Here is a 26,268-nt window from a genome sequence, read left to right on the forward strand (position 1 = left end):
GCGCGGGCGCGGGGCGGGCTGCGTTATTGCGTCACCGGCTTGGTCGTGTCCGCGCCGAACCACTGCATCGAGATCTTCTTCATCGTGCCGTCCTGCTGCAGCGATGCCACTGCGTCGTCGATCGCCTTCGCGAATTTCGGATTGCCCTTGCGGAACGGGATACCCATCCGGTCTTCGCCGCCCGCGAGCACGGAGCCCGGGCGCAGCGGCAGGTGCGAGTTCTTGATCAGGTAGCTGAGCATCAGGCGATCGTTGACCGCCGCGTCGATCCGGCCGGCCGCCAGGTCACGCAGGTTCTCCGGCGTACCGGGGTAGACCTGCAGGTCGATCGCGGGCACGGTCTTGACCAGATCGACGTAGTTGCTGCCCATCGTCACGCCGACCTTCTTGCCCTTCAGTTCGTCGAGCGACTTGAATGCGCGCGCATCGTTTTGCCGTTGCAGCAGTTGGGCGGACGAATACACGTACGGCACGCTGAAGTCGAGCGCCTGCTGGCGCGACGGCGTGATCGCGACCTGGTTGACGATCACGTCGAACTTGCCGGCCTGCAGGCCGGCAAGAATCCCGCTCCATTCGGTCGTCACGAACTGCGGCTTCACGCCGAGGCGAGCGGCAACCGCCTTCGCGACGTCGACGTCGAAGCCTTCGAGCTGGCCGTCGGCATTGCGGTAGTCGAACGGCGGGTAGGTGCCTTCCAGCGCGATCTTCAGCACACCGGCCTGCTTGACGGTGTCGAGCAGGTCAGCCGCGTGCGATGTCGCGGTCGCGATGCAGAGGAGGGCGGCCGCGATGCCTTGCTTGAACGTCGGGGTGAAGTGCTTCATGGTTGTCTCCGTGGTTGTTGTCGAAAATTCAGGGTGTGCGACGCCGCGGCGACGGGCGGTGTCGCCGTGAGCGGGAAGTCGATGAGGCGTGAGGCGGCGAGCGTTGCTGTCCGCCGTGCGCGATGCCGTGCGTTACGGCATGCGTTCGTGGGCGATGGAGGACCGGCGCGCGTACGGATGGATGAGGCAGGCGCGCGAGCGGCAGCGAAGGCCGGCGTGCGCTGCGAAGCGTTCAAGCGTGCGATTCATGATTGCCCGTGCAGCATTGCGAGTGTTGTGGACCGGACGCATCGTCGATGCGTATCCGGCGACAGGAATGCGGTGCGACTGAGGGCAATCTTAGTTTTGTCAAAAGGGAATGTGTTTCCAAAGATGCGTGCACTTTTCACGCGACGTGGAATGTTTTTCTCTGCGTGAGAGAGGTGGCGCATGCGATCTGCTGCGGTTGCGCGCGGTGAGAGGGATCAGGTGCTACGGTACGGGCGGAAGGTTGCTCCAGGCTGCGATCCGGCCGTACGCCGAAAAGCAGAACGGCCAGGCTGCCGTTAGCGGCAAGCCTGGCCGTTGGCCATCGTCACGCGGGATGCGCGTTACTCGAACGTTTCGAGCGCGAGCAGTTCGTCGATCGTCTGCCGGCGGCGGATCAGCCGCGGCGCGCCGCGATCGACGAGCACTTCCGGCGCGAGCGGGCGGCTGTTGTAGTTCGATGACATCGATGCGCCGTACGCGCCCGCGTCGTGCAGGAACAGCAGGTCGCCGATTTGCGGCTGCGCCAGCTTGCGGTGCGTGACCACGCCGCCCGCGTCCTGCGTGAACACGTCACCCGATTCGCACAGCGGCCCCGCGATTGCGAGATCGACGAGCGGCCGGCCGGCAGGCAGCGCACCATCGTGCGTGTGTACCGACACCGCGTGGTAGCTGCCGTACATCGACGGGCGCATCAGGTCGTTGAAGCCCGCGTCGATCAGCACGAAATCGTGCTTCGGCCGGCGGTTGACGGCCTGCACTTCGGTGACGAGCGTGCCGGCTTCGGCGACGAGAAAGCGGCCCGGTTCGATCTCGATGCGCACCGGGTGGCCGAGATGGCGTTCGATCCGCTTGCGCGCGGCGTCCCACTGGCTGAAGTAGTGACCGACGTCGACGCGCGGCTCGCCGTCGCGATACGGGATCGACAGGCCGCCGCCGGCCGAGATCGCGTCGATGTCGTGGCCGAGCGACGTGACGAGATCGACCATCGCATCGCACACCTGCGACAGGTGGCCGTAGTCGACGCCCGAACCGATATGCATGTGGATGCCGACGAGCTTCAGCCCGTACTGACGCACGATCTCGATCGCGCGCGGCACGTCGTCGATCCAGATGCCGTGCTTGCTCTGCGGGCCGCCGGTGTTGGTCTTGTTGCTGTGGCCGTGGCCGAAACCGGGGTTGACGCGCAGCCACACGCGGTGGCCGGGCGCGTGCTCGCCGATGCGCGCGAGCATGTCGAGCGAACCGGCGTTCACGGTCACGCCGTGCTTCAGCACGGCCGCGAGCGTCGGGCGGTCGATCAGGTCGGCCGTGAACACGACGCCTTCCGGTTCGCCGGCGGGGCTGAACCCGGCCGCGAGGCTGCGCTCGATCTCACCGAGCGACACCGCATCGACGCATGCGCCTTCCTCGCGCATCAGCTTCAGGATATGGATGTTCGAGTTCGCCTTCTGCGCATAGCGGATCACGTCGAACTGACGCAGTTGGGCGATGCGGTCACGGATGACGTCGGCGTCGTACACCCACAGCGGGGTGCCGTATTGCTGCGCGAGCGTCGCGAGCTGGCGGGAATCGAGGGACATGGCAGATGAATCGAGGCGAATGAACGGATAACGTGGATGATGCACCTGATCGGCTATACAGTAAAATGCCTGTTTATCGACATTCGATTCATATCTGATATAGAAGATCATGCTCACGCACCGCCATATCGAGGTCTTTCGCGCGCTGATGGTCACCGGCAGCACGACGCGCGCGGCCGAGATGCTCTATACGTCGCAACCGACGATCAGCCGCGAGCTCGCGCGGATGGAGCAGGTCGTCGGCTTCGCGCTGTTCGAGCGTGCGCATGGCCGGCTGCGGCCGACGATGGCCGCGCTCACGCTGTTCGACGACGTGCGGCTCGCGTATGTGGGGCTTGAACGCGTCGCGGCGACGGCCGCGCGCCTGCGCGAGTTTCGCGACGGTCAGTTGTCGGTGATCGCGCTGCCGGCGTTCTCGCACGCGATCCTGCCCGGCGCGTGCCGGCGGTTTAACGAGAAGCACGCGGGCGCCAGCGTGTCGGTTGCGACGCAGGAGTCGCCGGTGCTCGAGGAATGGCTGACCGCGCAGCGTTACGACCTCGGGCTGACCGAGCGCGACGTCGCGCCGGCCGGCACTGTGCTCACGCCGCTGTTCGAGTTCGACGAAGTGTGTGTGCTGCCCGACGGTCATCCGCTGCTGGCGCAGGATGCGATCGATCTGCTGGATCTCGCCGATCGCCCGTTCGTGAGCCTGTCGCTGAACGATCCGTACCGCATCCTGATCGACGAGGCATTCGCGCAGCTCGGCGTGGCGCCGCGCTCGGTCGTCGAGACACCGTCCGCCGTGTCGGTGTGCGCATTCGTGCGGCAGGGGCTCGGCGCGGCAATCGTCAATCCGCTGACCGCGCTCGATTTCGTCGGGCGCGACCTGCACGTGCGGCCGCTCACGCGGTCGTTTCCGTACCGGGTCAGCGTGATCGTGCCCGAGCACCGGCCGAAGAACCTGCTCGTCGATGCGTTCGCCGACGCGCTGCGCAGCGAGGCGAAGGCGATCCGCCGCCGGTTGGGCGCGCTCCTCGGCTGACGCGGCCGTATGATGGGCGTTTCGCCGTCATCGTCGTCTCTTTCCGGAACCCCTCATGACCGATGTTTCTGCTTCCCTCGAACCACCGATTCTCACTGGCGAACGCGTCGAACTGAGGCCGCTCGACCGATCCGACCGGCAGGCGCTGCTGGACGCTGCCGCCGACGGCCAGTTGTGGAACCTGAAGGTCACGGTCGTACCGGGCCCGGACACGATCGACGCTTATATCGATACCGCATTGCAAGGGCGTTCGGCCGGCACCGTGATGCCGTTCACGATCGTCGATCGCGCATCGGGCCGCGTGATCGGCAGCACGCGTTTCTGGAAGATCGATCACAAGAACCGCAAGCTCGAGATCGGCCATACGTGGCTGAGCGAATCGGCGCAGCGCACGCGCGCGAATACCGAGGCGAAATGGCTGCTGCTGGGTTACGCATTCGACGAGCTGCAATGCGTGCGCGTGCAGTTCACGACCGACGAGCTGAACGAGAAATCGCGCGCGGCGATCCTGCGGCTCGGTGCGAAGCAGGAAGGTATCGTGCGGCACGAACGGATCATGCCGGATGGCCGCAAGCGCAATTCGGTGCGCTTCAGCATCATCGATGACGAATGGCCGGAAGTGCGTGCGCGGCTGTTGGCGAAGCTCGCGACGTGACGTGTGACGCGTGATGTTTGATGTGCGTCGCGCCGCCGGACGGGGAGCGGCGACGCGACGACAGGGGAAGCAGTGCGCCGCGCGCGAAGCGCGGCACTGCGGCGCGTTACTGCGCCGATGCGAGGTGGTGGCGTTCCGCGAGCTTCTGCGCGTCGGTGTAGTGCTTCTGCAGGATCGGCAGCGACTGGCGTGCGACTTCCTTCAGCTTCGTGTCGCGGCCCGACGCGATTTCGGCCTGGAATGCCGAGATGGCCTTCTGCTGGCCGGCAAGCGCGACCTGCTCGATATACGCCTTGTCGAACTCGGCGCCGCGCAGGTTCTTGATGCTGCCCAGCACGGCCGTGTCGGGGTCGTTGGCCGGCACGTCGACGCCGCGCGGGCTCGCTGCGCGCATCGCCTGGATGATCTTTTCATCGTCGGTCGACACGCGTTGCGCGAACGCCTTGACCTGGCTGTCCGACGTGCGCGAATCGGCGATGCGCGCCGCGTCGTGCTGCGTCGACACGGTCTTCGTGCCGTCCGTGATGAATGCTTGATCGGCTTCGTGGATACGCGTTGCGGCAGCCGCCGGTGCGTTCGGTGCGGCCGGTGCCGGTTGTGCGGTTTGCGCAGTCGCCGTCACGGCGACGAGAAGCAGGCCAGCGGCAGACAAAGCAAGGCGCGAGATGTGGGGAAAGCGGTTCATGGGACCTCCTTTCGATCGGGGCTCTGGTTGAAAAACGGATCACGTGATCCGTCGCTGTGCGAGAGACCGGGCGCGCCCGGGCCGGATTCGACCGCCGCTCTGCCGCGGCGCCGGTCGAAGTGTTTCCCGGCCCGACTGATTCTAGGAGAGCGATCCGGTAGCAGGTGCAACCGCGCTGTGGTTTGTGTAACGGTTGGTAAGACGAATCGATGAGCCAGCGTGGCGACAGGTAGTGCGTACCTGTTGCGTGCGCGATGGTGGCAATTTTTGCGCGCACGTCGCGGGCGAGATGCAGGTGGGTGTCATCTGTTTTTCATCGTCGTGCTGCCGTGTCGTGCGAAGACGTGCGCATCGAGTGATGGGTCGAAACCGATGCGCGCAGCGCTCGAATGCGTCACACGCGATCGAGCAATGCGTCGAGACGGGGCAGCAATGGCGTCGTGCAATGTGCCTGCAACGCGTCCGGCGCGGTGTAGCCCCACGCGACGCCCTGGAATGCGATGCGCGCACGCCGTGCCGCGTCGGCGTCGCGGATTTCATCGCCGACATACAGCACTTCGTCGTTGTGCACGCCGGCCTCATGAACGAGCGCGCGCAGGCGACGTGCCTTGCCGAACAACGGAATGCCGCACGCGAAATGTTCGACACGGCTGCTGGCGTGCGGGCCGAGCCGGTCGCGCACGATCTCCTCGGTATTCGAAGTGGCGATCGCGATGCGGATGCCGCGCGCGACGAGCGCGTCGAACGTTTCGTCGACGCCGGGGAACAATGCCACTTGCGCGACACGCGGCTGCATCAGGCGACGCATGTCGATCGTCACGCGCGGCACTTTCCACATCGGCACGTCGAGCGCGCGAATGATGTCGCGCGCCGACATGCCGCGCAGCGCCGGGCGCAGTTCGGGCGTGGCATCGCGAAAGCCGTGCATGCGCGACGCTTCCGACAGTGCCGCGAGAAAGCTGTCGAGCGAATCGGCGAGCGTGCCGTCGAAGTCGAATGCGATGAGGCGGAAGGTCATGGCGCGGCGTGGCGGGTTGATTGGGCAGGTGACATTGTCACCGAATCGAGCTCCGTCGCCCGCGCGACCGGTTGCGCCTGCGGCGACGCGAGATAGTCGAGCAGCTTATTCGCCTCTTCCGGATGAGCGGCGCCGCTTGTAGCCCCTCGCGCCGCGCGGTATCGTCACCATTTCGCCTTCCACGCCCCCAACCGGAGACCGACGTGCCTGCTGCCACCCCCGCCACGCTGAGATTTTCCACCGACAAGCGCGAACTCGACGTCGACGCGATCTTCGACTTCCTGCATCGCGATGCGTACTGGTCACTGGGCATTCCGCGCGACGTGGTCGAACGTGCGATCGAGGGCTCGCTATGCTTCGGCGCCTACGTGGGCGACCGGCTCGTCGGTTTCGCGCGGCTCGTGACCGATCACGCGACGTTCGCGTACCTGTGCGACGTGTTCGTGCTGCCGGCCGAACGCGGCAACGGCTACGGCCGCGCGCTGATCGACCACGTGTTCGCGCAGGAGATGGTGCAGGGCCTGCGTCGCATCATGCTCGTGACGTCCGATGCGCACGAGCTGTATCGGCCGGTCGGCTTCGGGCCGTCGGCGAATCCCGAGCGGGTGATGGAGATCCGCCGCCCGGACATCTACGCGAAACGCTGACGCGTGGCGCAGCGCATACAATACGCGCTTTCCGTTTTTTGCCGAAGAGAAGCCCATCATGACCGAACAGGAAGCCGAACAGCTCGCGACGCACCGCCATTACAAGGGCGGGCTGTATCGCTACATCGGCGTTGCGCGCCATTCCGAAACCGAGGAATCGGTGGTCGTGTACGAACACCTGTGGCCGCATGCACGCGGGCTGTGGGTGCGGCCGGAAGCGATGTTCAACGGGAACCTCGAAGACGGCACGCCGCGTTTCCGCAAGCTGCGCGACTGATTTGCGGCCGGCGGCGCGTGGCGCCGCCGTGCCAGCCGGCTGCGTGAACGTCTACGCGCCGGCCAGCGCCTTCACCAGCTCCGGCGGGGCCTGCCCGACCGTCACTTCCGGCGTGCCGTGCCACGCCGCGAGCTTCTTCACCGCCTTCGCGACATCGGCTGCGAGCCCCGTGCCGAACCGCACGCCTGGCTCGACATGCACGGCCTTCAGTTCGAACGTGCCGAGCGTGCGATGTGCCTTCGCGTCGATGCGCCCGACCAGCCGCCCGCGATGCAGTACGGGCAGGCAGAAATAGCCGTAACGCCGCTTGTGCCCGGGCGTATAGCATTCGATCGTGTAGTCGAAACCGAATAGCGTCGACGCACGCCGCCGGTCCCAGACGACCGGGTCGAACGGCGACAGCAGTGTCGTGACCGTCGAGCGCAGCGTGTCGGCCTCGGCGGCCGGCAGCAGCGCTTCGAGCGAGCGATGCACGTAGGCCGGCTCCTTCCAGTCGTCGATCGCCACCGGAATCAGGTCGCCCGCGTCCGCGAGCTGCTCGAGCTCCGCGCGGTACGAACGTCGCGGCAGCCGATAGTAGTCCGCCACCCAGTCCGCACGCACCACACCGAGCGCGCGGCACGTGTAGTCGAGCAGCGCGGGCAGCACGGCGCTGCGCGGCGGCAGGTCGCGCGTGTCGTCCCAGTCGGGCAGCACGCGCTCGCGCACGTCGTACACGCGCTGGAAGTTGCGGCGTTCCGACACCATCAGGTCGCCCGTCGTGAACAGCACTTCCAGGTGCTGCTTCTCGGGCTTGCGATCCCACCAGCCGTTGCCTTTCGCGCCATCCTCGCGGACGAAATCGGCCGACCGCACGGGGCCCTCGGCGCGAATTCGCGCGAGCAGCCGCTCGATGTCGGGACGATTCTGCTCATGCCACTCGGCCGCGTACTTCCAGCCCATCCCCGACGGGTCGAGCATCTTGTAGCGCATCAGGCCGAACTGCTCGACCGGCAGGAAGCACGCTTCGTGCGACCAGTATTCGAACAGGCGCGCTTCGGCGAGATGTTCGTCGAGCCACTGCGGCGAGAAATCGCCGAGTCGGCTGAACAGCACGAGATACGGGCTGCGCGCGACCACGTGGATGGTATCGATCTGCAGCTGCGCCATCCGGCGGATCGTGTCGAGCACGTCGGATTTGGTCGCCTTGCGGCGGGGCGGCGTCAGCAGGCCCTGTGCGGCGAGATGCAGCGCGCGGGCGGCGGCGGTCGAGAGCGTAAGCATCGGAAGGGCGGCCGGGAGTGATGGTCGGGAACCACTTTAGCGCGAAAGCGGCGCGCGCGTGCGACGTGCCGATGCACCGTGTCTGACAATGGTTGACAGACGCGTTTTGCAAGTTTCCCTATAGTGCAGTTCATGGCGCGACGACAAAGACGCGCAACGATTTTGCTTCCGACGCACATATGTCCATGGCACGCAGGAAGCGAATCCGGGATTCTCAACCCCCATCGGGAGACCCGGAGCCCTGAGCGGACATCCATGCGGCTGTGCACCGGCCCCGTGTGGATGTCCGCTGATTTTTTTGTATTTTCCGGTTTGCTTCGCGGGCGGTTTTTCCTTTTGCCCGTTCTACCCCTTTCGCTATTTCCCGCTCGTCTGCCTGATGGCTATTGCCGCTTGCCGCGCGCGACTTCGTCGCCGGCGCCGGGCGGCAGCCGCCGCGTGATCGGAATCGACGCGAGCGAGCACAGCCCGACCACGAGGAAAGCGGGCCAGAAATCCGACCACACCATCTTCTGATGACCCTGCAGCCAGTGCGAAATGTGCAGCACGAGGCCGGCCACCGTCACGCCCAGGCCGAGCGACATCTGCTGCACGACGCTGCCGAGGCTCGTCGCGCGGCCCGCGTCGCGCGGCGAGATGTCCGCGTAGATCATCGAGTTCAGGCTCGTGAACTGCAGCGCGGGGAAGATGCCGCCGACGAGCACGATCAGCCAGATCGCCCAGGTCGCCATGCCGGGATGGAACACGCCGTACGCGGCGATCGCGAGCCCCGCAAATGCCGCGTTGTAGATCAGCACCGTACGGAAGCCGAAGCGGCGCAGCGTATGGGTGGCCGTCGAGCGGCTCATCGCGCCGCCGAATGCGGACGCGCACGTGATGAGCCCCGAATGGAACGCGCTCATGCCGAGCCCTTCCTGCAGCGCGAGCGGCAGCAGGAACGGCACCGCGCCGAGGCCGATGCGGAACAGCGACCCGCCGACGACGCTCGCGTGATACGTCGGAATCTTCAGGAAGCTGAGGTCGAGCACCGGGCGCTCCTTGCGGCGCGCGTACGGTACGTACAGCGCGAGCAGCGCGGTGCCGGCCACGCACATGACGAGCGCGTTCGAACGCGACGTGAGCGAGCCGTCGATCAGCGTGAGGCCCATCAGCAGCAGCGCGGCGCCGCTGGCCGACAGCAGGAAGCCGAACCAGTCGAGCGGACCCGGATCGGGTTCGCGCGTGTTCGCGATGTGCTTGCTCGCGAGGTAGATCCCGTAGATGCCGATCGGCACGTTGATGAAGAAAATCATCCGCCAGTGCAGGTAGGTCGTGATGAAGCCGCCGACCAGCGGCCCGACCGTGGGCCCGAACAGCGCGGGAATCGCGAGGTAGTTCATCGCCCGGACGAGATCCGAGCGCGGCACCGCGCGGAAGATGATGATGCGGCCGACGGGCACCATCATCGCGCCGCCGACGCCCTGGATGAAGCGCGCGAACGTGAGCACGCCGAGGGAATTGGATGCCGCGCACATCAGCGAGCCGACGACGAAGATGCCGATCGCGGTGCGGAACACGGAGCGTGCGCTGAAGCGGTCGGCCAGCCAGCCGCAGATCGGGATGAACACGCCGAGCCCGACCACGTAGGCCGTGATCGCAATGTTCAACGTGACGGGGCTGTGCCCGAAGTCCCTCGCCATCGCGGGGAGGGCGGTGACGATGATGTTCGCGTCGACGCTTTCCATGAACAACGCACAGGCAACGATGAGCGGTGCTAGAAAGACGGGCGACATGGGCTGGGCGCGCGGTAAAGACGCCATTATGCCCACAATGTGACCGTTGAGTCACGTACGACAACAGTTGTTCCGCATGTTGCAACAGTCGTCCTTGTTAGCAGGCGGCGCAGAAAGAACGACTGCGCAAACGCGGCGCTTGCATCGCGCCTGTATCCCGCATGCGCCTGGACGGCAGGCAGCGCGACCGCTTCGTCGTTGGCCGCATATACGTTCGCGACACCTGGCAGGATCTCGACGATGTCGAAGCAGCGATCCCGGAACGGCATCTCGCGAAGCGTGTCGATCACGCGTTCGCATGCGTGGTGATCGTGCGCGTCGCCGAGACACCCATCGGTCACGTGAGCCGAGTAGAACGCGGTGTCGCAGAATTGCAGCGATACGCGTTCGCCGTGAGTCTTGCGGATCGGCGCGATGTAGACGCGCAGCCGCCGCAAGCGCTTCGGCACGGGGGAGCCGAGCCATTGTGGGTGCGTCTTCACGAGGATGAGGGCGGGCGGAGGCGCGGCTAGCAGGGGCACGCTGATTCCTTTTTGACAGAGTGGAAGGGTGTTTCTAGAATATGAGCGTTTGCTCATATTCGAAACTCGCATTCCAGCCATGTCCGAATCGTCCCCGCGAATCCCGCTGTCGCCCCGCAAGGCGCCGCGCCAGCGCCGCTCGGTGGCCACCGTCGACGCGATCGTCGAGGCCGCCGCTCGCATTCTGGAGCGCGACGGCTTCGACGGCTACACGACGAACGCGGTTGCGGCGCTGGCCGGCGTGAGCATCGGTTCGCTCTATCAATACTTCCCGAATCGCGATGCGTTGACGGCCGCGCTCGTCGAGCGCGAGAGTGCGCATCTGCTCGACGACGTCGAGCGGGCTGGCGCGCTGTCGTCATGCGACGACGTACTGCGCGCACTGGTACGCGCGGCGGTCGCGCACCAGATGCGCCGTCCCGCGCTCGCGCGGCTGATCGATTTCGAGGAGGCGCGGTTGCCGCTCGGCGCGCGCACCGCACACGTCGCGGACAGCATCCACGCGACGCTGCGGCATGCGCTCACGCTGCGCGATGCGCCGCGCGTTGCTGCGCCCGACGTCGTCGCGCACGATCTGCTCGCGATCGTGAAAGGGATCGTCGATGCGGCAGGCGCGCGCGGCGAGACCGACGCGGATGCGCTCGACGCGCGTGCGTGGCGGGCCGTACGCGGTTATCTGCGCGAGTCGCGCGAATCGAAACTTGCTTGATGTGCACGTTTCGTGCGACAGTCGGACCCACTCGCAACACAAAACGACGCGCATCGATCGAGGGCCATCGAGACGAGCGCGCGCGCGAACGAGACCTCGTGCCGACCCACTCACCATCGAAAGGAGGGGACACGTCATGACGTCACGTCGTGCCGCATCGATTGCATCGCGCTTCTCAAGTCGCTTCTCAAGCCGCTTCTCATCCCGTCTTTCACCGCCTCTCACGCCACCCGCGCCGCGTCTTCGCTGGGCCGCGGCACTGGCCGTCGCGTATCTCGCCGTTGCCGGCTGCGCCGCGCAGGCTGACAACGCGAACCAGGCCGCCGCGCAGGCGGCTGCCCAGTCGGCGCCGCCTGCCACGGCCGCTGTTGCGACCCCCGCATCGGGCACGCTGCTGCCGCCGCCGAGCCAGCTCTACGGCGACCTGTTCGTCGCGGTGCAGACCGCGCAGATCTATCCGGACCAGAAGACCTTCGTCGACGCGACGCCCGATAGCGACCCCGCGACGATCGTGCAGTTGTATCAGCAACAGAAATCGCAGCCGGGCTTCTCGTTGAAGGCGTTCGTCGGCCAGCATTTCACGCCGCCCCCGGAAGGCGGCGTGACACCGCCGCCGAACCAGACGCTGCGGCAGCACATCGACTGGCTGTGGCCGCAGCTCACGCGCACGAGCACGACGGTGCCGCCCTACAGCTCGCTGATCCCGCTGCCGAAGCCGTACGTCGTGCCGGGCGGCCGCTTCCGCGAAGGCTACTACTGGGATACTTATTTCACGATGCTCGGGCTGCAGGTGTCGGGCCGCGAGGATCTCGTCGACAACATGCTCGACAACTTCGCCCATCTGATCGACACGATCGGGCACATCCCGAACGGCAACCGCACGTACTACGCGAGCCGCTCGCAGCCGCCGTTCTTTGCGTACATGGTCACGCTCGCCGCGCAGGCCGAAGGCGACAAGGTCTACCAGAAATACCTGCCGGCACTGCGCAAGGAGCATGCGTACTGGATGCAGGGCGAAACCACGACGCCGCGCGGGCAGGCCGCGCGCCATGTGGTCGCGATGCCCGACGGCGCGGTGCTGAACCGCTACTGGGATGCAAGCGATACACCGCGCGACGAGTCGTATCTCGAGGACGTGACGACCGCGAAGTCGGCGACGGGGCGTCCCGCGAACGAGGTCTACCGCGACCTGCGTGCGGGTGCCGAAAGCGGCTGGGACTACAGCTCGCGCTGGTTCGGCGACGGCAAGACGCTCGCGACGATCCGCACGACGTCGATCGTGCCGGTCGACCTGAACAGCCTGATGTTCCATCTCGAGACGACGATCGTGAAGGGCTGCACGGTCACGCGCGACGTGGCATGCGTGACGGATTTTTCAGCGCGCGCGGCGCGGCGTGCGGCCGCGATCAACCGCTATCTGTGGAACCGCCGCGGCTACTACGGCGACTACGACTGGCAACTGCGCAAGCCGCGCGACGCCGTGACGGCCGCTGCGCTGTATCCGTTGTTCGCGGACGTGGCCTGGCCTGAGCGCGCGAAGGCGACTGCGCGCGAGGTACGCAAGACGCTGTTGCAGCCGGGCGGCCTCGCGACGACCACCGAGAACACCGGGCAGCAGTGGGATGCGCCGAACGGCTGGGCGCCGTTGCAGTGGATCGCGATCGACGGGCTGCGCCGCTATGGCGAACCGGCGCTCGCGAAGGACATCGGCACGCGCTTCCTGGCCGACGTGAAGCATGTGTATGCGACCGAAGGCAAGCTCGTCGAGAAGTACGTGGTCGAAGGCGCCGGCACGGGCGGCGGCGGTGGCGGTGAATATCCGCTGCAGGACGGTTTCGGCTGGACCAACGGCGTCACGCTGAAACTGCTGGGGCTGTACGGCGAGTGACGCGCGGCGCGGGCCGCGCGTCTGCACCGCAAGAGAACGCACGGGCCGGACTGTCGCACAAGCGGCCGTCCGGCCCGTGTCTGCATCCGGCTTGCTTTGGCGCGTCAGAACGTGATCGTCGTGCGCACGCCGACCACCGTTTCGTCGCCGATACGCGCCCCGGCCGCGTTCGGGTTCGGGATGCCGCCGCCCGGACGGAAGAAGTGCTGCAGGTCGGCCTGCAGTTGCCACCACGGCGCGACCTGATACTGGTACGTCGCCTCGACGACCGTTTCCGCGCGGCGCACCGGATAGCCGGGTGTCGTGTACACGCCGGTGTCGCCGTCGAGGCCGCGCGCATGCGAGCCGATCTTCGCGTAGCCGACCGCGATGCCCGCGACGTCGTTGTCGCGTCCCTTGAACGGCGCCTTCAGCGTCACGCCTGCGTTGGCGGCGAAATCGACGATATTGCGATCGCCCGGCGCGCCCATCACGCGCGCGAACACGCCGACCGAGCGGGGGCTGTCGGCCGACGGCCGCCACACCATCTGGTCCGCGACCGCATAGAACCCGTAGTTGCCGCGATGGGTGGCGGCAATGCCGTTGCTCTCCGGATTCGCGAGCGACAGGCCGTCGGTGCCGTAGCGCAGGTCGTTCGCATGCTGCGACTGATACCAGAAGCCGAGCTTGTACGTGCCCGGCAGGCCGGCGGGTTGCGGCGCCTTCGGATCGGCGGGCGGCGCGTTCAGCGCGTACTGCACTTCGCCGATCACGAATGTGCCGCTGCGCAGGTTGAAGTTCGTGCCGTGCGCGTTCAGCACCTGCGCATCGCCGTCGCTGCGGCCGGCCGGGTCGCCGTCGAACACGCCGACCATCGCGGTCCACGCATCGGACGGCTTCACGCGCAGCCGCACGCCGAGCGACGACAGCGGATACGCGGGGCCGCCGGCCGGCAGGTCAGTCGACGGCAGTACGGGCCAGCCGAACGTGGCGTTCATGAACGTCGCCGCGTTCTGGCTCACCATGAATTCCTGGTCGACGCTTTGCTGGCCGACCTTCACGTCGACCTTGCCGTCGAGCAGCGACTGCTGGTACCAGAGCTCCCACAGGCGCGTGGTCGAATTCGCCTCGATGCCGGTCGTGGTCTGCAGCGTCTGCAGATAGCGTTGCGTGAGGTTGGTGCCGTGAATCTGCAGCGCCGATACGTTGAACGTGCCGCCCGGCAGGCCGACTGCCTTGCCTGTGTCGACGGTGAAACCGAATTGCGTGAGCCCCTGATACGCGCCGCCGCGATTCGTGCCGCCCGACGTGTTGTACAGGTACTCGCTGGTTTCCTGCAGGCTCAGCGTGATGCCGTGATCGCCGAGCCTGTCACGCAGGCCGCCCATGTTGCCGAGCAGGTTCGAACGCTCCCAGAAGCCGGTGGGGGCGGGCGCGGCAGCATCGGCGGCCTGTTGTGCGGGAGCGGCGGCGTCGCTGGCGCCGGCCGCTGGTTCGGCTGCTGCCGACGACGCTTGCGCGAACGCCGGCGCGGCGGCGAGGGACAGCAGCAGCGTGGCAAGCGCATTGACGCGGAACTGGCGCGGGACGGGTTCGAGGTAGTTCTTCATGTGGGTTCCGTTGGCGGTTTGATTAGTTAGACTGAAGAAACGAAAACGTGATGCGGGATGCGCGGCGAGACGATCGCGCGGCGGCACCTGGCGAGTGGCACGGCTGCGCGACGGGGGGAGTTACGGCAGCCAGCCGCCGACGCGCCACACCTGCGCGAAGCCGAGGCGCGATGCGGCCGAGCACAGCAGCGCGACGAGCGCGACCGCGGCCGCCATCACGGCGAGCAGCAGGCAGTCGAGCGGGCGGGGCGCTGCCGGCACGTGGGCGAGCGCCGTGCCGCGCCAGTTGGTGAACGCGTGGGCGAGCGGCGAGAGGCCGGAAACGAATGAGCGGTCGCATGCGAGGTGCACGATGCGCTTGAGTCTGACCGCGAACGATTGAAGAAACATGACGCTGCCTCCGTCCGGTCCGGCTTAGGCCGGACGACGTGATCGAGCGCGGGCGCGTGACGCGGCCTGCGATCGGAGGGTGGAACGTAATGGAGCGTGCAACGGACGAACCGGCGATGGCCGGCCCGGAAGGAAGCGCGCTAACCCGACGAATGCGAGCTAGCGGCGTAAGACATGCGTCTGGCTGCTATCTCGCGATGGCTTGGCCGGCCTGGACCGGCATCGAACTGCAACTAGAGCATGTGTCCACGGAGGGACTCCTGTGATGAATTGCGGCGGATTGTATTCGCGTCGTTTGCTGCAGCGCAAGTAAAAAGCGCATAAAAGGCGCGGTGTGTGGCGTGCGTGTCGCCACGAGCGCGGCGGCGCAGCAGCGCCGCGAGGGCGGAACGACGAGGCGGCGGCGGGGGCGCCACGCCGTTGTTCGCACACATCGGACCGTGACCGCGTCGTGACGCGCTGAAAGGTTCCGGTACGTCGTTTCAAGGGCAAATCTTTCAGTGCCGCAAGGCAGGAAATTTATTTCGAGAAATGGGGTTGGGAGGGGTTGACTTCACTTTCGGGCCGTCCATAGAATCCGCCATCTTCACTCTTGGGGCCGCCGCCTTGGACGCCTGCAGTAGTCGATCTTCGAACGAAATTTCCGCCTGAGCGACCGACGTCCGCGCCTCATCGAAGCCGCCGTTTGTCCCCCAGGCAAACGGTGCGCGCAGCAGCATTCCGCAGCAAATTCCTACGTGCACCCTGATTCGCGCCGGTTAGCGTGATGCGTTTTCGCATGCGCCGTCCGGTTTCACCGCCGCCTGGCTGGCGGCCGCGTTCGCGCATGCCTTTCCCGGGCTCGCGAATGCCGGCCCGCACGCCTGACGGCGGTCAACCGTGTTTTCCGGAACACCGCACAGGAGCCGCCATGAACGACAGTGACAGTTGTCCCTTATGCCCGTTGCACACACAGACCCTTTTGAACCCGGGTCGCAGGGACAATCCGGCCGACTAGCCTGACACGTCGTTCAGGCCCCGGACTGGCCCCGCGCCCAATACGCGGCCGGCACGCCTGCCGTCGCCGCATGGAGCCAGACCATGAACTTCGGCCTTCTGCTGTCGAATCTTCCGCACGTCACGGAATCGCGCCACCACTACGACGCGATGCTGATGCTCGACGCCCGTCCGCGGGTGTTCTCCCGCCTGTTGAACCGGCTGAAATCGTTGATCCGCTGAAGGGCGCACCGAGCGCGCCTCGGCATGCGCACGTGCAGCTGCCTGCGGGCAGGCGCCGCGTGCGCATTCCAAGGTCACACGCTCATCGAATCGAATAACCATTAGCCGTACGGAACACATCATGTCCACGCCATCCAACGTTTCTCCACCGATCGCCGTCGAACGCAGCGCCGTGCTCGACGAAGCCCACCTGGGCGACATCCGCGGTGCGCTCGGTACGATCGCGCATCACGACACCGGTACGCGCGGCTCGTGGTGGGCGCGCCTGCGCACGCTGCTCGCGATCATCGGCCCGGGCCTCATCGTGATGGTGGGCGACAACGACGCCGGCGCTTTCGGCACCTACACGCAGGCGGGCCAGAACTACGGCACGACGCTGCTGTGGACGCTGCTGCTGCTCGTACCGGTGCTGTACGTGAACCAGGAAATGGTGCTGCGCCTCGGCGCGGTCACGGGTGTCGGCCATGCACGCCTGATCTTCGAGCGCTTCGGCAAGTTCTGGGGCGCGTTCAGCGTGATCGACCTGTTCCTGCTCAATGCGCTCACCATCGTCACCGAGTTCATCGGCATCACGTTCGTGCTGGATTTCTTCGGGCTGCCGAAGGTGGCCGGTGTGTGCGTGGCTGCGGCGCTGACGATGGCCGCGGTGAGTACCGGGGATTTCCGGCGCTTCGAGCGGTTCGCGATCGGGCTGTGCGTGTTGAGCCTGCTGCTCGTGCCGGTGCTCGTGTCGATCCATCCGCCCGTCGCGCAGATGTCGCGCGATTTCTTCGTGCCGAACTGGCCCGCGCACGCGAAGCTGTCGGACGTGATGCTGCTCGTGATCGGCATCGTCGGCACGACCGTCGCGCCATGGCAGCTGTTCTTCCAGCAGAGCTACGTGATCGACAAGCGCATCACGCCGCGCTTCATGAAGTATGAAAAGGCCGACCTGTGGATCGGCATCGTGTTCGTGCTGATCGGTGCGGTCGCCATGATCGGGTTCAGCTCCGCACTGTTCGGCGGGCATCCGGAAGCCGGCAACTTCACCGATGCGGGCGGCATCATCGCGGGCCTCGAGAAGTATGCGGGCCGCACGAGCGCAACGCTGTTCGCGGTGGCGCTGCTCGACGCATGCATCATCGGCGCGGCGGCCGTGTCGCTGTCGACGGCCTATGCGATCGGCGACGTGTTCAAGATCCGCCACTCGCTGCACCGCGGCGTGTCCGATGCGAAGGGCTTCTATCTCGTGTATTTCGGCATCGTCGCGGCCGCGGCCACGCTCGTGCTGATTCCGGGCAGCCCGCTCGGCCTGCTGACCGAAGCCGTGCAGACGCTCGCGGGCGTGCTGTTGCCGAGCGCGACGGTGTTCCTGCTGGTGCTGTGCAATGACCGCCAGGTGCTCGGCCCGTGGGTCAACTCGACGAAGCTCAACGTGTTCACCGGCGCGGTGATCTGGGTGCTCGTGCTGCTGTCGATCATCCTCACGGCGTCGGTGATGTATCCGGATATCAGCGGCGAAGCGATCGTCGACGTGCTGGTCGGCGGCACCGTGCTCGCGATCACCGGCTATATCGCCACGGTATTGATCCGCCGCAACAAGCGCGTGGTCGAGCCGGCCATCGATCGCTCGTTGCGCGACACGTGGCGCATGCCGCCGCTCGACGCGCTCGAGCCGCAGAACATGACGGTCGTGACGCGAATCTGGATGGCCGTGCTGCGCGGCTATCTCGTGATCGCGGTCGGTCTCGTGATCGTCAAGGTGGTGCAGATGACGCTGCTGAAGTAACGCAGGTCGTCTTCAAGGAAGCGGTGCCGGCCCGGCACCGCACCGCACCGCAACCCGCACATACCGGCCTTCGTGGCCGGCATGTGCGTTTACGCGTCCGCTTGCGGCACGCCGCATGCGCTGCGCGGCCGTCAGATCAGCTCGAGCTTCGACGTCAGGTACGTGAGCTGGATCCGGTTCGCGACGCCGAAGCGCTTGCGCAGCTTGCGCAGGTGATAGTCGACGTTGTGCGCGCTCGTGTCGAGGCGCCGGCCGATCTCCTTGTCGGAGGCGCCTTCGGCGATGCCGAGCAGCAGTTCCTGCTCGAACGGCGTGAGCCCGTTCACCGCGCGCTCGCGCGACGTCGAGATCAGCTGCGGCGACGCGAACTTGTGCACCGACAGCCCGATCGACAGCGCCTGCTCGATCGTCGCCGGCGTGATCCATTCGCGCGTGCGACGCGGCGCGGTGAAGCTCATGAACGCGTGCAACCGCGTGCCGGGCACGGCCATCGAATACATGATGCCGCTGCACATCCCGTCGTCCTGCATCGTCTGCAGGAAGCCGTCGAGCGCGGCCGGCGTCACGTGCGGGCCATCATCGCGCTCGCGGTGTTCGCGGCGCAACTGCTGCAGGTCCCACACGATCGGCATGTTGCATACGCGCGCGCCGAGCGTGCGCGGATCGATGTCGTGGTGGTTGTGCCGCACGTAGTCGCCGCGATAGGTGGCCGGCGTGAAGGCTTCGTGCAGGTACAGGCTCTCGACCCGCTCGCGCGCGAATTCGAGCGCGAAGTACGCGAACGTCGAAAAGCCCGTCAGATGCAGCAGGCTCGTGACGATCCGGTTGCGCTCGGCCGTGCTCTGCGCGTGCGCGAGCGTATCGGCGACGCCGAGCTTCGGCGCGTGCGGCTGCGCGACGTCGCCGCGCTTCACGTCGTCACACCAGACGACCTGCACGGCACGCTCCCGCAGCGCATCCGCGCATGCGTTCAACCCGCGTGACGGGCGGGAATAGGTTGGGGCGACCGCTTCTTCATGCAATGCAATATCGGACATGAGCCATCCCTCGGAATCGACGCGCATCGCCTGGCGGCGGCCGTATCGTGTACGGCGTTCGCGGCGGTGCGATCGAGCATCGTTTTGATATGCGCCGATCGTCATCCCTGACGAAACGCGGGGGCATTGTACAAAAATGCTTGTATCCGCGTAATATGCCGTAATACTAATTGCGGCGAAAGGTTCATATTCGCACGCATATAACGACGACCAGAAAATCATAAAGAAAAGACCAGATCGTGACGGGGCGCAGTTTCACATATTGGGAAAGGGCGGGCTCCTCATGACACATGCTGACGGCGCACCACGCGTCGAATGGTTCTCACAAGCCGATATAACGGCTGCTGCCGCTTATTCGAGCGAATATCAGGCAATCGAGCGCGACGTTTTTACCGGGCTGCAAATTACTCCCGGTAAATCCGACTTCGCACCGGTCGATTTCGCGCAATGCCATGCGCGATTGCGGCAAATCGGATTCAGCACGCTCGGTTACGGCGCGTACGAAATGATCGGGCGGCGCATCCTGTGCGCGCACCTGCTGCGCGATCTCGCGCCGGCGACGTTCATGCAGCCGTTCATCGAAGGCATGCTCTACGAAAGCGACCCGCGCTTTGCGCAGGTGCGGCAGAGCGGCTTTCCGGTCGCGTGGCGGCTCGACGAGATCGAGGCGGCCGCGCAGGGCAGCGGCGACCGCAAGGTGCTGGCGCTTGCCGGCCATCTGCGCGCGCACGCGATGAACAGCGGCGTGATCTTCGGCCTGTCGGCGCCGCGCCTCGACCTGCGTGTCGCGGTGAACGTGACGTCGGAGACGCACGGCACCGACTGGATCGACGATCGCGTGATCGGCGGCGCGCTGTCGGTCAGCCTCGCCGTGCATCGCGTCGCGCTGCCGTTCCTCGAGGCGCGCATCGCGCGCATGCGCGGCTTCGCGCTCGGCGACGAGCAGCAGCAGGTGCTCGACCGGCTCGTGCACGGGCTGTCCGACCAGGAGATCGCGAGCGCGCTGCGCACGTCGCTGCACAAGGTCGGCCACCACATCCGCTCGCTCGAAAAACTCTTCAACGTGCAGAACCGCGCGCAGCTCGCATACCTCGCCGCGCGGCGGATGCCGTCCGACCTGACGTCCGCCTGACGCGCGCGCCGGTGGCCCGGCGCGCGATGGAAGCGGTTCCGGCGGCGCGTGCCAGAACGTGCCGCCGGGTTTCGTAGTCCGATTCGATCGTCGCCGGAAAACGCGCTTTCACGCTACGAGGCGCGTCCCTTTTTCCGTCGTTCCCCGTCGCTACACTCGTCCCATTCAACGGTCCGTGCGACATGGGGCAGGGTTGCCCGTACCAGCCGGCAATAACGACAGGACAACGGCACGATGGCAGAACCGAAGGCGCTCCCCCGCGACTGGCAGCGGTTGTTTTCCGCTGGCCGCGGCGTGTCCGGACGGCGTCTCGGGGGCGCGTCGCCGCGCGCCGACCTGTTCCTCGCGACGTTCATCGTCGCGGTCGTCGCGCTGTTCATCCTGCCGCTGCCGCAGGCCGCGCTCGACGGGATGATCTCGCTGAATCTCGCCGCGAGCGTCGTGTTGCTGACGGTGTCGACCTACGTGCCGTCGGCGGTCAGCTTCTCGTCGTTTCCCGCGCTGCTGCTGTTCACGACGCTGTTCCGGCTCGCACTGAACATCGCATCGTGCAAGCTGATCCTGCTGCACGCGAACGCGGGTCACGTGATCGACGCGTTCGGGCGGCTCGTGGTGGGCAACAACGTCGTGGTGGGCGGCGTGGTGTTCCTCGTGATCGCCGTCGTGCAGTTCATCGTGATCGCGAAGGGCTCGGAGCGGGTGGCCGAGGTCGGCGCGCGCTTCTCGCTCGATGCGATGCCGGGCAAGCAGATGAGCATCGACGCGGACCTGCGCGCGGGCATCATCAGCGCCGACGAAGCACGCGAACGCCGCGAGAAGCTCGAGCAGGAATCGCAGATGCACGGCGCGATGGACGGCGCGATGAAGTTCGTGAAGGGCGACGCGATCGCAGGCCTCGTGATCGCCTTCATCAACATCGTCGCGGGGATCGCGGTCGGCACGCTGATGCACGGAATGGATATCGGCGATGCGCTGCAACGCTACGCGATCCTGACGGTCGGCGACGGGATGGCGTCGCAGATTCCGTCGCTGCTCGTGTCGATCGCGGCCGGCATCGTGACGACGCGCGTCGCGACACGCGATGCGCGGCAGCGCCAGCTCGGCGAACAGCTCGGCGAGCAACTGGGCGCGCATCCGCGCGCATTGCTGATCGCGGCGTTCGTGCTGAGCGGGTTCCTCGTCGTACCCGGCTTTCCGAAATGGTCGTTCGCGCTGATCGCGCTCGGCCTCGGCGCGTTCGCGTTCTCGCAGCTCAGGCGCAAGACGGCCGCGCCGAGCTTCAACCTGATTCATGTCGCGGGGCGCGTCGGTGCGGCCGACGACGGCCAGCCCGCGAAGGTGTCGCATGCGGCCGGCGTCACGTCGCTGATTGCGGTGTCGCTGTCCGACGACCTGCGCACGAGCCTGAACCTGGCGCACCTGCAGGCCGCGCTGTCGAGCGCGAAGGCGCGCGTCGACGCGGACATCGGCACCGTGTTCCCGCGCATCACGCTGAACGACGACGAAGGCGCGGCGGCCGGCACGTACCGGATCTACCTGCAGGACGTGCTCGCGGCGCAAGGCGCGCTGAAGCCGGGCTGGCTGCTGTGGGACGGCGTCGCGCCGCTGCCCGAGCGCGCGGAGCGCCAGCCGGCCGAAGCGTTCGGCCCGTTCGCGACCGCGCTGTGGATCAAGCCCGACGGCGCGGCGCCCGACGGCAAGTGGCTGTCGAGCGAAAGCGCGCTCGCCGCGCACGTCGAGCAGATCGTGCGCCAGCATGCGGACGAGCTGCTCGGGATCCAGGAGACGCAGGCGCTCGTGCATCTGGTGCGCCGCGATCACCCGGAACTCGTCGGCGAACTGACGCGGCTCGTGCCGCTGCAGCGCGTGACCGAGGTGTTGCGCCGGCTGCTGGCGGAACAGGTGCCGATCCGCAATTTGCGCGTGATCTTCGAGAGCCTGATCACCTGGGCGCCGAACGAACCCGACGACGTGATCGCGCTGGTCGAACTCGTGCGTGTCGACCTGCGCCGGATGATCACCGACCGCCATGCGGGCACGACGCGCCAGCTGCGGGTCGTGCTGTTCGAGCAGAACCTGCAGGAGCGGATCGAGAGTGCGGTGATGCGCACGAAGCAGGGGAATTTCCTCGCGCTGTCGAGCGCGGTCAAGCAGGACATCGGCGAGCAGGTGCGCGCGATCGTGCAGGCCGCGCAGGCGGCCGGCCCCGGCGGCCACGGCACTGCGCAGGGCGCCGCGCGGCTCGCGGTGATGGTCGCGCTCGGCGCGCGCCGCTACGTGAAGACGATCCTGCAGCCGGTGCTGCCCGACCTCGCGGTGCTGTCGTACCAGGAAGTCGAGGAGGACGTGCAACTGCACACGGTCGGCTGGGTCAAGAACCCGCCGGACGACGGGACGGTCGGCGCGGGTGCCGACGTGCGCGTGCCGGGAGCCGTGCAATGACCAGCTCGACGATCCTCGACCTGACGCGCCAGGCGCTGATGCTCGTGCTGCTGCTGTCGCTGCCGATCGTGCTGATCGCCACCGTGACCGGCCTCATCGTCGCGATCCTGCAGGCCGTCACGCAGGTGCAGGACGCCAATATCGGCATCGCGGTGCGGCTGATCGCCGTGATGGTCGCCCTCGTGCTGCTGTCGGGCTGGCTCGGCGGCGAAGTGCTGCGCTTCGCGCAGCAGGCGCTGGAACGCATGTTCGTTTCTTCCACAGGAGTCCTTTGATGCGTCGACGCGTCGCCTCGATCCGGTTTCAACCGCGTAGCCTGCAACGGGCCGCGCTTGCCGTGTGCGCGACCGCGCTGCTCGCGGCATCGCTGTGCATGGCGCCCGCGCAGCCTGCGCGCGCCGCGGACCTGCGCTGGCGCAACAAGCCGTTCACGATCGTCGCGAACGGCAAGAAGATCGGCGACTTCATCCGCGAGCTCGCGTCGTCGCAGGGGGTGACGGCGGTGGTCGACCCGAAGGTCGACGGCGTGATCAGCGGCCGCTTCTCCGGTACGCCGCAGCAGACGCTCGAAACGATCTGCTCGACCTACGGCCTGACCTGGTACTACGACGGCTCGTTCCTGTACGTCGATCCGGCCGACCAGTCGCAGACGCAGATGATCCCGATCCCGCCGAATGCATCCGGTGAAATCGGTCGCGCGCTGCAGGCGATGCAGATCCCCGACAAGCGCTACACGCTGGTGATCAACGACCGCGCGAACAGCGTGTACGTGGCCGGCCCGCGCCGCTATGTCGAACTCGTGCGGCAGGCGGTGGGCTCGGTCGGAGACCCGTCGGCGAACGGCGCGCACGCGGATATCCGCGCGTTCCGGCTCAAGTACGGCTGGGCGTCGGATTTCACGATCAACCGCTCCGGCAAGGAAGTGACGGTGCCGGGCGTCGCGACGATCCTGCGGCGGCTGTTCGGCAAGGCGGGCGACACGACCGCGGCGCCGTCGAGCCCGTCGCTCGGGCAGGCCGCGCGCCAGGTGAAGCTCGGCTCGGGGCTGACGATCGCGGTGCCGCGCCTCGATTTCCCCGATATCTCCGGCGGCCCGCGTTCGGGCGGCTATTCCGGCGACGGCAGCATGGGCGGCGGGTTCTCGCCGCTCTCGAACAGCGGCGGCGACACGCTGCCGCAGATCGTCGCCGACCCGGCGATCAACGCGGTGATCGTGCGTGACCTGCCGGAGAACATGTACCGCTACCAGTCGCTGATCAACCAGCTCGACGAGCGGCCGCGCATCGTCGAGATCAACGTGACGATCATCGACATCAACGAGGATTCGCTCGACAGCCTCGGGATCGACTGGCGCCTGCACACGACGCACGGCGACGTGCAGATCGGCAATGGCCAGAACCCGCTGAACGGCAACACGCAGTACAACGGCATCGGCAATCCGCCGCTGACGTTCGGGATCGGCACGTCGGAAACCGGGCAGACGGGTACCTTCATGCCGACGGGCATCGCGCTGACCGCGTCGATCGGCGGGTCGCTGCGCAACTACCTGCTCACACGCGTGAACGCGCTCGCGCAGAAGGGGCAGGCGCAACTGCGATCGAAGCCGAAGGTGCTCGCGCTCGACAACACCGAGGCGATCCTCGAGAACCTCACGCAGTTCTACGTGCAGGTGCCGGGCTACCAGGATTCGTCGCTGTACAGCGTGACGACCGGCACGAGCATCAAGGTGACGCCGATGATCGTCGACGAGGCGATCCGCAACGCGGCCGCCGTCTCCGGAAATCCGCAGAGCGTGATGATGTCGATCGATATCCAGGACGGCAACATCGTGCCGGGGCAGGCCGTGTCGAACGTCCCGGTGATCCAGCAGCGCAACATCGTCACCAAGACGATGATCGACGAAGGCAAGAGCCTGCTGATCGCGGGCTTCAACGACGACGAGGTGAGGCTGAACAAGAGCGGCGTGCCCTGGCTGTCCGACATTCCGCTGATCGGCAACCTGTTCAAGTACACCGACAAGTCGGGCAACCACATGGAGCGGTTCTACCTGTTGACGCCGCGCGTGGTGACGACCGCGTCGATGTATGCGCCCGACGGCTCGCCGGTGAACCCGGGCGCCGACGGGCCGGCCAATCCGGAAGGGATGTCGATGTACCGACCGCCGGACAACGACGTCGCGGTGCCGCTGACGCCAAAGCCGCTGCCCGGCACGAAGTTCGGGCCGCCCGCGTTGCCGCCGCCGTCGAATTCGGCGTCGCAGCCGGCGGCGACGACCGCAGGAGTCACCACGCATGTCGACGACCATCATTGATCCGCACGGCGACGGCGCATTGCCCGGCGGCGCGGGAGGCGGCGCGGCCGCGCCCGCGTCGCCGTGGAACCTGTGCTTCCTGAGCGGGCCGATGTACGGCCGCACGATGTCGCTTGCGCGCGGCGCGAACTGGGTCGGCACCGCGGCCGACTGCGAGGTGATCCTGCCCGATCGCGAGATCGGCGCGAAGCAGGTGTGCCTGCAGGTCGGTGCGCTCGCGGTGACCGTGCAGAACCACGGCGGCGACGCCGGCGCGCCGGTGCTGTTCAACGACGAGCCGCTCGGCGTGGGCCGCCGCTCGCTGACGCCGCAGGACGTCGTGACGGTCGGCTCGATCCGGCTCGGCATCGCGCGGCACGCGCAGGCGAGCGTCGCGCTGCCGGATGAAGCCGGCGCGCCGGACCCCGCGCGCGAGGCCGCGTGGCTCGGCTGGCTCGCGGGCGGGCTGCGCCGCCTCGGCAGCCGGCGGCTCGTGATCGCGCTGGTCGCGCTGTGGCTCGGCGTGCTGCTCGGCGCGCTCGGCTACGGCTTCGTCACCTGGTCGGGGCGCCTGCCGTGGCAGCACGAATCGGTGCTCGCGCGCACGCACCGGCTGCAGCAGCTGCTGCGCGCGTACCCGGAGCTGGCCGTCGCGCCGCGCGACGACGGCGTGATCGTGTCGGGCTACGTGAGCGATTCGGCCGCGCGTGAACGCGTCGCGCAGATCGTCGCGGGTGTCGACAACGCGGCGCTCGGCAATATCTACGTGGTCAGCGACCTGGTCGCGACCGCGCAGACCTATTTCAGCGACACGGCATTGACCGTCGCGTACCTCGGCCGCGGCCGGATCGAGGTGGCCGGCGCGGCCGCGCGCGCGCAGATCGAGCCGCGTATCCGCAACTACATGAAGGATGCGCGTCCGGCACTCGAAGTGGTCGATCACGTGCGCGACGCCGATCCGGCCGCGCCGCGCACCGCGACGACGCTCGGCGGGATGGCCGGGATTCCGGAGATCACGACCGTGTTCGCCGGGGATGGCGACCAGCGTTACATCGAGACGGCAGACGGCAGTCGCTATTTCGAGGGCGCGCGGCTGAAGGAGGGCGCGACGGTCGTGTCGATCGGCCCGGACGAAGTCGTGTTCGAGCGCAATGGCCAGCGCATCACGATGCCGCTCGGCGGCCCGCAGGCGAACGCGCCCGAGCAGGTGCCGGCGCCGCCCGTGGCGCCGCTCGCGAGCGGCGCGGCGGCCGGGATCGCGCAGCCGGTGCCGACGCTGTTGCCGGAGGG

Annotated in this window: 24 protein-coding genes; 13 read left to right on the forward strand and 11 right to left on the reverse strand. The window is 67.0% G+C overall.

Annotation, left to right across the window (positions count from 1 at the left end):
• Positions 1–23: 23 nt before the first annotated feature.
• Both G3O06_RS26045 and lysA read right to left on the reverse strand, forming a co-directional pair.
• Positions 24–824 carry a transporter substrate-binding domain-containing protein gene (locus G3O06_RS26045; protein WP_174915088.1) on the reverse strand — a complete coding sequence of 267 codons (801 nt, stop codon included), beginning with the start codon at positions 822–824 and terminating at the stop codon, positions 24–26.
• Positions 825–1,414: 590 nt separating this feature from the next.
• The gene (lysA, locus tag G3O06_RS26050; RefSeq protein ID WP_175000722.1) at positions 1,415–2,653 is read right to left on the reverse strand and encodes a diaminopimelate decarboxylase; all 1,239 of its coding nucleotides are present in this window, start codon (positions 2,651–2,653) and stop codon (positions 1,415–1,417) included.
• Positions 2,654–2,762: 109 nt separating this feature from the next.
• On the opposite strand from lysA, the gene G3O06_RS26055 reads away from it, so the two are divergent.
• Together G3O06_RS26055 and G3O06_RS26060 are read left to right on the forward strand one after the other, a co-directional pair.
• A complete protein-coding gene (locus tag G3O06_RS26055) occupies positions 2,763–3,677 on the forward strand; it encodes a LysR family transcriptional regulator (protein ID WP_174973663.1) in 915 nt (304 codons plus the stop codon).
• A 55-nt stretch (positions 3,678–3,732) separates the two neighbouring features.
• Positions 3,733–4,332, forward strand: coding sequence for a GNAT family protein (locus G3O06_RS26060; RefSeq protein ID WP_205817948.1), 600 nt, complete (start codon positions 3,733–3,735; stop codon positions 4,330–4,332).
• Between the two features lie 106 nt (positions 4,333–4,438).
• On the opposite strand, the gene G3O06_RS26065 is transcribed toward G3O06_RS26060, so the two are convergent.
• Together G3O06_RS26065 and G3O06_RS26070 are read right to left on the reverse strand one after the other, a co-directional pair.
• Complete coding sequence (locus tag G3O06_RS26065) at positions 4,439–5,017, reverse strand: DUF4142 domain-containing protein (RefSeq protein WP_205817949.1); 579 nt, start codon at positions 5,015–5,017, stop codon at positions 4,439–4,441.
• A gap of 394 nt (positions 5,018–5,411) precedes the next feature.
• Entirely contained in the window at positions 5,412–6,035 is a 624-nt protein-coding gene (locus G3O06_RS26070; RefSeq protein ID WP_174973657.1) for an HAD hydrolase-like protein, read from the reverse strand.
• 203 nt (positions 6,036–6,238) lie between these two features.
• Here G3O06_RS26070 and G3O06_RS26075 point away from each other — a divergent pair, with 203 nt between their 5' ends.
• Positions 6,239–6,682, forward strand: a complete 444-nt coding sequence (locus tag G3O06_RS26075) for a GNAT family N-acetyltransferase (RefSeq protein ID WP_205817950.1) — start codon at positions 6,239–6,241, stop codon at positions 6,680–6,682.
• 58 nt (positions 6,683–6,740) lie between these two features.
• The gene (locus G3O06_RS26080) at positions 6,741–6,959 is read left to right on the forward strand and encodes a DUF1653 domain-containing protein (protein WP_006480837.1); all 219 of its coding nucleotides are present in this window, start codon (positions 6,741–6,743) and stop codon (positions 6,957–6,959) included.
• A gap of 51 nt (positions 6,960–7,010) precedes the next feature.
• Here G3O06_RS26080 and G3O06_RS26085 read toward each other — a convergent pair whose 3' ends face one another.
• From G3O06_RS26085 to G3O06_RS26095, 3 genes are all read right to left on the reverse strand, one after another.
• The gene (locus G3O06_RS26085; RefSeq protein WP_205817951.1) at positions 7,011–8,222 is read right to left on the reverse strand and encodes a crosslink repair DNA glycosylase YcaQ family protein; all 1,212 of its coding nucleotides are present in this window, start codon (positions 8,220–8,222) and stop codon (positions 7,011–7,013) included.
• 383 nt (positions 8,223–8,605) lie between these two features.
• Complete coding sequence (locus G3O06_RS26090) at positions 8,606–9,994, reverse strand: MFS transporter (RefSeq protein ID WP_174915078.1); 1,389 nt, start codon at positions 9,992–9,994, stop codon at positions 8,606–8,608.
• A gap of 26 nt (positions 9,995–10,020) precedes the next feature.
• Positions 10,021–10,515, reverse strand: coding sequence for a darcynin family protein (locus G3O06_RS26095; RefSeq protein WP_205817952.1), 495 nt, complete (start codon positions 10,513–10,515; stop codon positions 10,021–10,023).
• Positions 10,516–10,594: 79 nt separating this feature from the next.
• On the opposite strand from G3O06_RS26095, the gene G3O06_RS26100 reads away from it, so the two are divergent.
• A complete protein-coding gene (locus tag G3O06_RS26100) occupies positions 10,595–11,224 on the forward strand; it encodes a TetR/AcrR family transcriptional regulator (protein ID WP_205817953.1) in 630 nt (209 codons plus the stop codon).
• A gap of 136 nt (positions 11,225–11,360) precedes the next feature.
• Positions 11,361–13,112: an alpha,alpha-trehalase TreA gene (treA, locus tag G3O06_RS26105; protein WP_205817954.1), complete on the forward strand. Its 1,752-nt coding sequence runs from the start codon at positions 11,361–11,363 to the stop codon at positions 13,110–13,112.
• 104 nt (positions 13,113–13,216) lie between these two features.
• On the opposite strand, the gene G3O06_RS26110 is transcribed toward treA, so the two are convergent.
• The 3 genes from G3O06_RS26110 to G3O06_RS26120 all read right to left on the reverse strand — a co-directional run bounded on the left by G3O06_RS26110 (position 13,217) and on the right by G3O06_RS26120 (position 15,810).
• The gene (locus G3O06_RS26110) at positions 13,217–14,701 is read right to left on the reverse strand and encodes a carbohydrate porin (protein WP_205817955.1); all 1,485 of its coding nucleotides are present in this window, start codon (positions 14,699–14,701) and stop codon (positions 13,217–13,219) included.
• A 120-nt stretch (positions 14,702–14,821) separates the two neighbouring features.
• Positions 14,822–15,091 carry a hypothetical protein gene (locus G3O06_RS26115; protein WP_174915073.1) on the reverse strand — a complete coding sequence of 90 codons (270 nt, stop codon included), beginning with the start codon at positions 15,089–15,091 and terminating at the stop codon, positions 14,822–14,824.
• Between the two features lie 497 nt (positions 15,092–15,588).
• Positions 15,589–15,810, reverse strand: coding sequence for a hypothetical protein (locus G3O06_RS26120; RefSeq protein ID WP_205817956.1), 222 nt, complete (start codon positions 15,808–15,810; stop codon positions 15,589–15,591).
• Between the two features lie 361 nt (positions 15,811–16,171).
• On the opposite strand from G3O06_RS26120, the gene G3O06_RS26125 reads away from it, so the two are divergent.
• Positions 16,172–16,309, forward strand: a complete 138-nt coding sequence (locus tag G3O06_RS26125; protein ID WP_174915071.1) for a hypothetical protein — start codon at positions 16,172–16,174, stop codon at positions 16,307–16,309.
• Positions 16,310–16,430: 121 nt separating this feature from the next.
• Positions 16,431–18,077, forward strand: a complete 1,647-nt coding sequence (locus G3O06_RS26130; RefSeq protein ID WP_205817957.1) for an NRAMP family divalent metal transporter — start codon at positions 16,431–16,433, stop codon at positions 18,075–18,077.
• A 131-nt stretch (positions 18,078–18,208) separates the two neighbouring features.
• Here G3O06_RS26130 and G3O06_RS26135 read toward each other — a convergent pair whose 3' ends face one another.
• Positions 18,209–19,114: a LuxR family transcriptional regulator gene (locus tag G3O06_RS26135; RefSeq protein ID WP_174915069.1), complete on the reverse strand. Its 906-nt coding sequence runs from the start codon at positions 19,112–19,114 to the stop codon at positions 18,209–18,211.
• A gap of 283 nt (positions 19,115–19,397) precedes the next feature.
• Here G3O06_RS26135 and G3O06_RS26140 point away from each other — a divergent pair, with 283 nt between their 5' ends.
• The 5 genes from G3O06_RS26140 to sctD form a co-directional block, all read left to right on the forward strand.
• On the forward strand, positions 19,398–20,246 hold the full coding sequence (locus G3O06_RS26140; RefSeq protein ID WP_174915068.1) for an autoinducer binding domain-containing protein: 849 nt from the start codon (positions 19,398–19,400) through the stop codon (positions 20,244–20,246).
• Positions 20,247–20,480: 234 nt separating this feature from the next.
• Positions 20,481–22,688 carry a type III secretion system export apparatus subunit SctV gene (gene sctV, locus G3O06_RS26145; RefSeq protein WP_205817958.1) on the forward strand — a complete coding sequence of 736 codons (2,208 nt, stop codon included), beginning with the start codon at positions 20,481–20,483 and terminating at the stop codon, positions 22,686–22,688.
• Entirely contained in the window at positions 22,685–22,963 is a 279-nt protein-coding gene (sctS, locus tag G3O06_RS26150) for a type III secretion system export apparatus subunit SctS (protein ID WP_152856901.1), read from the forward strand. The genes sctV and sctS overlap by 4 nt, the downstream gene beginning before the upstream one ends.
• A complete protein-coding gene (gene sctC, locus G3O06_RS26155; protein ID WP_205817959.1) occupies positions 22,963–24,999 on the forward strand; it encodes a type III secretion system outer membrane ring subunit SctC in 2,037 nt (678 codons plus the stop codon). Before sctS ends, sctC begins: the two co-directional genes overlap by 1 nt.
• The coding region (gene sctD / locus G3O06_RS26160) for a type III secretion system inner membrane ring subunit SctD (RefSeq protein WP_205817960.1) at positions 24,980–26,268 on the forward strand (1,289 nt) is incomplete at its 3' end. The genes sctC and sctD, both read left to right, overlap by 20 nt.

The sequence above is a fragment of the Burkholderia sp. Ac-20345 genome, assembly GCF_017104825.1.
GTDB lineage: Bacteria > Pseudomonadota > Gammaproteobacteria > Burkholderiales > Burkholderiaceae > Burkholderia > Burkholderia lata_B.